Origin of the sequence: Mesorhizobium sp. M1A.F.Ca.IN.020.06.1.1 (assembly GCF_004023265.1) — a bacterium.
GTDB lineage: Bacteria > Pseudomonadota > Alphaproteobacteria > Rhizobiales > Rhizobiaceae > Mesorhizobium.
In genome coordinates this window covers 1-7,554 of record NZ_RZSR01000206.1, presented here as the reverse complement: position 1 = coordinate 7,554, position 7,554 = coordinate 1, and the positions used below count along the sequence as shown (strand labels likewise).

Sequence of the window (7,554 nt, the reverse complement as noted above, 5' to 3'; positions counted from 1 at the left end):
TACGCCGGCAGCGGCCGCCTTGCTTTCGCCCCGGCATCCGTCCGAGCGCCGGCATCGCGCGGATGCGGTCCGATCGGCATGATCGCCGGAAACGGCGTCGCGCCGAAGGCGAAGGTCCATTTGTAGCCGATGAGCCGCTCTTCCGGCGTGGTGTGCTGGTCGTGATGGGCAAGCAGCCTGGCGCGCTCCGCCAAGTCCTCCGCCTCGCGCCGCACCATCTCCGCCGTTTCCGGCCGCATGCGCCGCGAGAAGCTGACGAAGGTCGCTTCGCGTTCAAGATGGGCTATCGCCCAGCCGACAAAATTCTTGTTGGTGGTCTCGAAATGCGGCCGCAGCGGACCCTCGAAATCCCACTGGATCGGTGTCTCGACCAGCAATCTTGCCGACAGGCCGCGCCCGAGCGCCACCAGCCCAAGCTCTTCCAGGTCGCGCAGATAAAGAAACATCGAAGCTTCGCTGAGACCCTGTGAGCGCATGATGCCTTCGGGCGTGAATTTTTCGGACAGCATGATGAAGACGAAGAGCAGCGCCGGCCGCGCGGCGAGCTTGCGCTCGATCTCCGGCGCGACGTGGTTGGCCGGTCCCGGTCCCCGGTTCATCGAGCCCAGCACATTCTCCAGTTCCACGTCCGCAGCGGCGCAGATTTGTATCAGCCGATCGAGCTTGCAGTTGCGCTCATGGAAGATGCGCTTCACTGTCGGCTCGGAAACGCCCATGCGCTCGGCCAGCGCCCGGTAGGTCAGGCCCTTGGCCTTCAATGTCCGTTTCAGCGCCTCGAAGATCGGCCCGTTCATGGAATGCACCTCGTTTGCGCGAATTCGTATCGCTCCTCGATACTACGCTCGAACTGGCTTCCGGAAAAGTATCGAAAAACCTAGCTCTTGGCCGTCAACACAGGAGAGCATCATGAAAAACCTCATCGCTTCGACCTTTCTCGCCATCGCCGGCATCGCAACGGCTGCCACCGCCGAGGCCGGCGAGATCTGGCGCGCCGGCGGCTTCGAGCAGCCGGAATCGGCGCTGGTCGATGCCGCCAACAAGCGCATCGTCGTCTCCAACATCGTCGGCAATCCGGGCGAAGCTGATGGCAACGGCTATTTGTCGCTGCTGTCGCTGGACGGCAAGGTCATCAGCCGCCATTGGGTGGACGGCATGGACGCGCCCAAGGGCATGGCGATTGCCGGCGGCAAGCTCTACGCCGCCGACATCACCAAGGTGCGCGTCGTCGACCTCGCCAGCGGCAAGCTGGTCTCTACCATCGATGTGCCCGGCGCCGTCTTCCTGAACGACATGACCGCCGATGCCTCGGGCAAGGTCTATGTCACGGATATGCTCGCCGACACGATCTACCGTATCGACGGCGACAAACCGGAGCTGTTCATCAAGGATGCGCTGCTCGCCTCGCCCAATGGCGTCTTCGCCGATGGCGACCGGCTGATCGTCGCGTCCTGGGGCAAGGGCATCAAGCCCGATTTCAGCACGGCGGCGCCGGGCGGCCTGCTGGCCGTCGACGTCGCCAGAAAGAAGGTGACGCCGCTGCCGGGCGCGCAAAATTTGCCGACCTCGACGGCGTCATCGCCATCGGCGACACGATCTATGCCACCGCCTACATGACCGGCACGCTCTATCGCTACAAGGGCGGCGGCGCGCCGGAAGCGATCGCCACTTTCAAGCCGGGCAGCGCCGATATCGGCACCGACGGCAACTCGACCATCTATGTTCCGCTGATGAACGAAGGCGCGGTCGCGGCGCTGAAGCTCGACTGAGGACGATTGCGGCGGGAACGAGGTCGATCGGGGCTGGACCGCCATATCGACGGGGCTGCCATCTGGTTCAGCCGCTCGCTCCGGGATATCCGGCAGCAACCGTCACATGGGCCAAGCCGTGAAGACATCCAGCCTGACCGGCGCCGCCGTGTCGCCAATGATCCCGGTGCTCGTATGCGCACTGGCGATCTTCCTTTTGTCCGGGATGGACGCGGCGATGAAGTCCCTGGTCATCGCGGTCGGTGTGTACAACACCGTGCTGTGGCGCAGCCTAGTCTCGACCTTGATCGCGGGCGCCGCCTGGTCGGCGGGGCCGCGCTCGAAGCCGGCTCTTCCGGTGCTGGGGCTGCATGCGCTACGCGCCGCGGTCGTCGGCATCGTCCTGGTTTCGTTCTTTTGGGGTCTCGCCAGATTGCCGCTCGCCGAGGCGATCGGGCTCAGCTTTGTCGCGCCCCTGTTTGCGCTTTTTCTCGCAGCCTTGTTGCTGGGCGAGAGAATCCGGCGCCAGGCGGTGTGGGCGTCGCTGGCCGGCATCGCCGGCGTCGCGATCATTCTGGCCGGCCAGTTCGGGCAGGCCGGCCACTCGCAGGATGCGCTCCTGGGCACGGCCGCGGTGCTCGTATCGACTGTGTTCTATGGCTACAATCTGATCCTCGCGCGGCGGCAGGCGCTGTTGGCCAAGCCGGTCGAGATCATGCTGTTCCAGAACCTCTGCATCGCGGTCATCCTTGGTCTCGCCGCGCCGTGGCTCGCCGTCGCGCTGCCGAGTGACCTGTGGCTTCACCTGGTCGGGGTGGCGATGCTGTCGCTTGCCGGCCAATTCTTGATGAGTTGGGCCTACGCTCGCGCCGAAGCGCAATATCTCATCCCGACGGAATACTCGGCCTTCATCTGGGCGATCGCGCTCGGCTGGTTCTTCTTCGGCGAGGAGGTGGCCTGGACCACGCTGACCGGGGCTTGCCTGATCGTCGCCGGCTGCCTGATCGCGGCGCGCGCCAACCCGAAACTTGCGGAGCCGATCGAAGCGGCAGTTTGAGAGAACATGTCGCTCTACGCGGACTGCGATTGTCCTTTCAGCTGCGCCCGCGCGTCGCGAATCGAGGCGGCATAGGTGACCAGCGGCTGCTTGAGGCCGTGGTTGACCAGCATGCGCCGTGTCTGCGGCGCGGCGCCCGCGATGATCAAGCGCACGCCGGCGCGTCCGGCCTTGTGCGCGGCACCCCCGATGACGTTTGCCGCCGTCGAGTCGAGGAACGGCACCGCCGAGCAATCGAGGATGAAATTCTTGCGCTGGTCTGCGATTCGGTCGAGCACGGCGCCGACGGTCAAGGCGGCACCGAAGAAGAAGGCCCCGGAGATTCGATAGATGACGGTATCGGCGTCTGCCGCCTGGCTTGAATCATAAGTGGCGGCGCGATCGGCGACGTCCTCCGGCACCAGCGGCAGATCGGCCTCGACTGCGATGGACTTGGCCATGCGATCGATGAACAGGATCGACCCGAGCGCGAAGCCCGACGACGATGCCTTCCGTCAGATCGCGCAGGATGACGATCAGGAACGTCGCCATCAGCACCAGCGCGTCGCCACGCGAGGCTCTGAGGAGCGTGAGGAAAGCCCGTCGCGACTTCTTGTGCGGCTCAGCCTTGGGAGTTCTGCGGCGTGGCAGGCTTGAGACGCACGCCCCTGCCGCCGCGCTCGCTGGCCTGGTTCTCGCCGATCAGCTCCACCCCGGCCTCGTCGAGTGCCTGGATGACCTTCATCAGCGTATCGACCACGCCTCTGACGACACCTTCACTCGCTTCCATGCGTTGGATGGTCGGAAGCGAAACCCCGGCGCGCTCGGCGAGCGTTTTCTGGTCGATACCGGCCAACGCCCTCGCGGCGCGCATCTGCGCGGCAGTGATCATCGGCCAGAACCCCTGTCTGAGTCTGCAGTATCAATGGATAATCCAAAGATCATGATGTTTCAAGCATCCTAACAAACAGTTGAAACATGAGTACTCATTCGCTGTCCGCCACCACTTTGCGCCGCTGCAGCAGGCGCGCTGCAAGCCAGCACAACATGGCCCAGGCAAAGCCGGCGCACCAGCCGGCAAGCACGTCGGACGGCCAATGCACGCCGAGATAGACGCGGCTGGTTCCGACCAGCACCGTGGTGAGCACGGCGAGGCCGAGCACGAAGATCTTCGTCCTGCGGTTCGGTAGGAAACGCGCGGCGAGCGAGCCCAGCGTGAGATAGGTCACCGCCGACAGCATCGCATGGCCGCTCGGAAAGGAGAGCGAGGTCTCGTTGACGAGATGCGAGACGAGATCGGGGCGGGGCCGGTCGACCTCGAACTTGAGCAGGCTGGACGCCGCCTGGCCGCCCGCCACCGAAACGAACACGAACAGTGCGGTCGCCGGTCGGCGCATCAGCAGAAAATAGACGATCACCGCAGTCGTGATCAGCACCAGCACGCTGGTGCTGCCGAGCGCGGTGATATCGCGCACCGCGCCTTGCAGCCAAAGCGGACCGATCGGGCTGTCCGGCTGCCCGGCATGGCGGAAGGCGAGCAGGATTTCCGTGTCCAACGCATGCGGAGTCGTGGCGCGCGCCACGCCCATGAGTTCCACCAGGCCCCATAGCCCGCAGGCGATGGCCAGCCCGGCCGCAAGCACCGGGAATTCTATTCTGTTGAGCAGCGCCTTGGCGGTCGATTTCATGCCGGGCCTGCTCCAATTACAGCCGCTGCATATAGGGTCCGAGCGTGATCAGCGCGACGGCCGCGATCGCCAGCACGACGCCTGTCGCTTGGAAAGTGTTGAGGCGCTCTCCAAAGAAGACCAGCGCGACGACATTGACTGAGACCAGCTGGATCACTGCCGACAGGCTGAACGACACCGACATGCCGAATTCGCGGATCAGCCTGAGCATGATCAGATTGCCGGCGGAATAGAGCGCCAGCGTCAGCACGATCTTGCCGAGACTCGGCGCCAATCCCCATTGTTTGGCCGCCATCGCGGCCAGGAGGAAAATCACAGTCGAAACGCCAAGCTGCGCCAGTCCCCAGAGACTCACGTTCATCCCTCCCGAAGCGGCCTTCGCCGCGCCGCTCGCCGCTTTTGTTTCCGAAGCGCGCGAAGCCGTCAAGCTGATGGCGTCGGGCAAGCTACGCTGCGACGGGATCGAAGGCGGAATCTCGCAAGGCAAGCCCCGCAGCCATGGTTGGCGTCCTTGCGCCGAGCGCGCTCGGGAGTCTGCTCGCCGTGTGTTGTGGGCCTCGTGTGGCGCCAATGCGTGGGCGAACAGTCATCAGCCGGCAAATTGGCATTGCTCAATGGGGCTGATGTCACGAAAATGTGATCGGGCGCCTATAGGGTTCGACCGGTTACACGTTCCAGCCACCTCAAGAGCCAGAGGACAGCCCATGACCCAACCTGAGATTCGCTTCCGTACCAGCCAGCTTGAGGAGAATGACGGCCCGCCCGTCAATCCTACCGACAACCGTACGATGGGCGAGATCATCGCCGCGCGCTTCTCGCGCCGCGACTTCCTCAGGGGTTCGCTGGCTGTCTCGGCCATCGCCGCCACCGTGAGCCCGCTGGCGCTCGTCGCGGCAGACGAGGCGCGCGCCGCCGAGGTCTCGGCCTTCAAATTCGACGAGCTCGAGGCCGGCATCGACGACAAGCACCACGTCGCGCCGGGCTACGATGCCGACGTGCTCTTGCGCTGGGGCGACCCGCTCTTTACCGATTCGCCGGAATTCGACCCGGCAAAACAAACGGCCGGAGCCCAGGCAAGACAGTTCGGCTACAACAACGACTATATCGGTTATATCCCGATCGAGGGCTCGGACGAGCATGGCCTGCTGGTCGTCAACCACGAATACACCAACCCGCATCTGATGTTCCCCGGCATCGTCAAGATCGTCGACAAGGACGGCAAGAAGGCCGCCGAGGTGGCGCCGCTCAGCAAGGAGCAGGTCGATGTCGAAATGGCGGCGCACGGCGGCAGCATCGTCGAGATCCGCAAGGAGGGCGGCAAATGGCAGGTGGTGCGTGACGGCAAGCTCAACCGCCGCATCATGTCCACCACCGAAATGGCGCTGTCCGGTCCGGTAGCCGGCCATGATCGCGTCAAGACCAATGCCGACCCGTCTGGCACCAAGGTCTTCGGCACCCTCAACAACTGTGCCGGCGGCGTCACGCCCTGGGGCACCTATGTGATGGCCGAGGAGAACATCCACGGCTATTTCTCGGGCGAGTTGCCGGAAGGCCACAAGGAGGCCGCCAACTACAAGCGCCTCGGCATTCCGGAGGGCGCCTATGAATGGGGCGCGCATTACGATCGCTTCAACCTCGCGAAGGAACCGAACGAGCCCAACCGCTTCGGCTGGGTCGTCGAGGTCGACGTCAACGACCCGAATTCGGTGCCGAGGAAGCGAACCGCCATGGGTCGCTTCAAGCATGAGGGCGCCGAATCGATCGTCACCAAGGATGGCCGCGTCGCCTTCTATCTCGGCGACGACGAACGCTTCGACTATGTCTACAAATTCGTCACCAAAGGTACGTTCAATCCGAACGACCGCGCCGCCAACATGAACCTGCTCGACGAGGGCACGCTGCATGTTGCCAAATTCGCCGAGGACGGCTCGGTCGAATGGATGCCGATCGTGTTCGGCGAAGGTCCGCTGACGGCGGAAAACGGTTTCGCCAGCCAGGCCGACGTTCTGATCGAGACGCGTCGCGCCGCCGACCTGCTCGGCGCCACCAAGATGGATCGGCCGGAAGACATTCAGCCCAATGCCGGCAACGGCAAGGTCTATGTCATGCTGACCAACAATTTTAAGCGCAAGGCCGACCAGGTCGACGCCGCCAATCCGCGCGCGGCGAACGCCTTCGGCCACATCATCGAGATCGTCGAGGACGGCGGCGACTTCGCCGCCACCAAGGGCAAGTGGGAAGTGCTGCTGAAGTGCGGCGATCCTTCGGTGGCCGATGTCGGCGCCACCTTCTCGACTGCCACCACCGCCAATGGCTGGTTCGGCATGCCGGACAATTGTGCCGTCGACTCGGCCGGCCGCCTGTGGGTCGCGACCGACGGCCAGGGCCCGAAGGCCACCGGCCGTACCGACGGCCTGTGGGCGGTCGACACCGAGGGCGCGGCGCGGGCGACCTCAAAGCTGTTCTTCCGCGTGCCGATCGGCGCCGAGATGTGCGGCCCGCTATTCGCGCCGGACGACCAGACCGCCTTCGTCGCCGTCCAGCATCCGGGCGATGGCGGCGAGGACTGGGAAGCTTTTGGCCGCCCCTCCTATTACGAGGATCCATCGACCCGGTGGCCGGACTTCAAGCCGGACATGCCGGTGCGTCCGGCGGTCGTTGCCATCACCAAGCAGGGCGGCGGCAAGATCGCGGTCTGATTGGCGACTCGCTTAAGCAGGGGAAGGGTTGCGGTGATCCGCGACCCTCCTCACCTTGCGATTACTCCACGCCTCGGACCACGGCCATGTTCAGGGTGGTTCTCAACCGGAAGCCGATAGCCTCGTAGAGGCCGATGGCCGGAGCATTGCTGTCATAGGCGTGCAGGTATGGAACCTCGCCCCGCGCCATGATCCGGTTCGCCACGAACAGCGACAGCAGCCTGGCAAGGCCGCCGCCGCGGAAATCCGGATGCGTGCACACGCCGCTGAGCTCGGAGTAGCCGGGCTGCTTCATGCGCTCGCCGGCCATCGCCGCGAGCCTGCCGTCGATCTTCACGCCCCAGAACTCGCCGAGGCTCAAGGCTTCGAGCGTGAACGGGCCGGGC

At 64.6% G+C, this 7,554-nt stretch carries 9 protein-coding genes and 1 pseudogene; 4 read left to right on the top strand and 6 right to left on the bottom strand.

The annotated features are described in order from the left end of the window. Positions 1 to 794: helix-turn-helix transcriptional regulator (locus EOA60_RS11870; RefSeq protein ID WP_164899269.1), on the bottom strand; the 794-nt coding region annotated here is incomplete at its 3' end. 112 nt (positions 795 to 906) lie between these two features. On the opposite strand from EOA60_RS11870, the gene EOA60_RS11865 reads away from it, so the two are divergent. The 3 genes from EOA60_RS11865 (at position 907) to EOA60_RS11860 (ending at position 2,802) form a co-directional block, all read left to right on the top strand. Continuing rightward, positions 907 to 1,614, top strand: coding sequence for an ATP/GTP-binding protein (locus EOA60_RS11865; protein WP_245322412.1), 708 nt, complete (start codon positions 907 to 909; stop codon positions 1,612 to 1,614). Then, positions 1,611 to 1,766, top strand: a complete 156-nt coding sequence (locus EOA60_RS38920; protein WP_245322411.1) for a hypothetical protein — start codon at positions 1,611 to 1,613, stop codon at positions 1,764 to 1,766. The genes EOA60_RS11865 and EOA60_RS38920 overlap by 4 nt, the downstream gene beginning before the upstream one ends. A 106-nt stretch (positions 1,767 to 1,872) precedes the next feature. Further along, positions 1,873 to 2,802: a DMT family transporter gene (locus EOA60_RS11860; protein ID WP_067323422.1), complete on the top strand. Its 930-nt coding sequence runs from the start codon at positions 1,873 to 1,875 to the stop codon at positions 2,800 to 2,802. A gap of 14 nt (positions 2,803 to 2,816) precedes the next feature. On the opposite strand, the pseudogene EOA60_RS11855 reads toward EOA60_RS11860, so the two are convergent. The 4 genes and pseudogenes from EOA60_RS11855 to EOA60_RS11840 all read right to left on the bottom strand — a co-directional run. Beyond that, positions 2,817 to 3,387 (bottom strand): annotated as a pseudogene (locus tag EOA60_RS11855) (STAS domain-containing protein); the annotation flags it as partial. Positions 3,388 to 3,403: 16 nt separating this feature from the next. Further along, positions 3,404 to 3,673 (bottom strand): helix-turn-helix transcriptional regulator, encoded by a 270-nt coding sequence (locus tag EOA60_RS11850; RefSeq protein ID WP_067003144.1) that lies wholly within the window; start codon positions 3,671 to 3,673, stop codon positions 3,404 to 3,406. A gap of 94 nt (positions 3,674 to 3,767) precedes the next feature. Continuing rightward, on the bottom strand, positions 3,768 to 4,469 hold the full coding sequence (locus EOA60_RS11845) for a phosphatase PAP2 family protein (RefSeq protein WP_067323413.1): 702 nt from the start codon (positions 4,467 to 4,469) through the stop codon (positions 3,768 to 3,770). 16 nt (positions 4,470 to 4,485) lie between these two features. After that, on the bottom strand, positions 4,486 to 4,824 hold the full coding sequence (locus tag EOA60_RS11840; protein ID WP_067003308.1) for a hypothetical protein: 339 nt from the start codon (positions 4,822 to 4,824) through the stop codon (positions 4,486 to 4,488). 349 nt (positions 4,825 to 5,173) lie between these two features. On the opposite strand from EOA60_RS11840, the gene EOA60_RS11835 reads away from it, so the two are divergent. Continuing rightward, positions 5,174 to 7,168, top strand: coding sequence for a PhoX family phosphatase (locus EOA60_RS11835; protein WP_095825064.1), 1,995 nt, complete (start codon positions 5,174 to 5,176; stop codon positions 7,166 to 7,168). A gap of 61 nt (positions 7,169 to 7,229) precedes the next feature. On the opposite strand, the gene EOA60_RS11830 is transcribed toward EOA60_RS11835, so the two are convergent. Then, positions 7,230 to 7,554 (bottom strand): GNAT family N-acetyltransferase (locus tag EOA60_RS11830; protein WP_128311385.1); only part of this gene is annotated, 325 nt, incomplete at its 5' end.

Excerpts from the sequence above, each read along its gene's own strand:
- EOA60_RS11865 (WP_245322412.1), top strand. The coding sequence starts at position 907 with ATGAAAAACCTCATCGCTTCGACCTTTCTCGCCATCGCCGGCATCGCA.
- EOA60_RS38920 (WP_245322411.1), top strand. The coding sequence starts at position 1,611 with ATGACCGGCACGCTCTATCGCTACAAGGGCGGCGGCGCGCCGGAAGCG.
- EOA60_RS11860 (WP_067323422.1), top strand. The coding sequence starts at position 1,873 with ATGGGCCAAGCCGTGAAGACATCCAGCCTGACCGGCGCCGCCGTGTCG.
- EOA60_RS11850 (WP_067003144.1), bottom strand. The coding sequence starts at position 3,673 with ATGATCACTGCCGCGCAGATGCGCGCCGCGAGGGCGTTGGCCGGTATC.
- EOA60_RS11845 (WP_067323413.1), bottom strand. The coding sequence starts at position 4,469 with ATGAAATCGACCGCCAAGGCGCTGCTCAACAGAATAGAATTCCCGGTG.
- EOA60_RS11835 (WP_095825064.1), top strand. The coding sequence starts at position 5,174 with ATGACCCAACCTGAGATTCGCTTCCGTACCAGCCAGCTTGAGGAGAAT.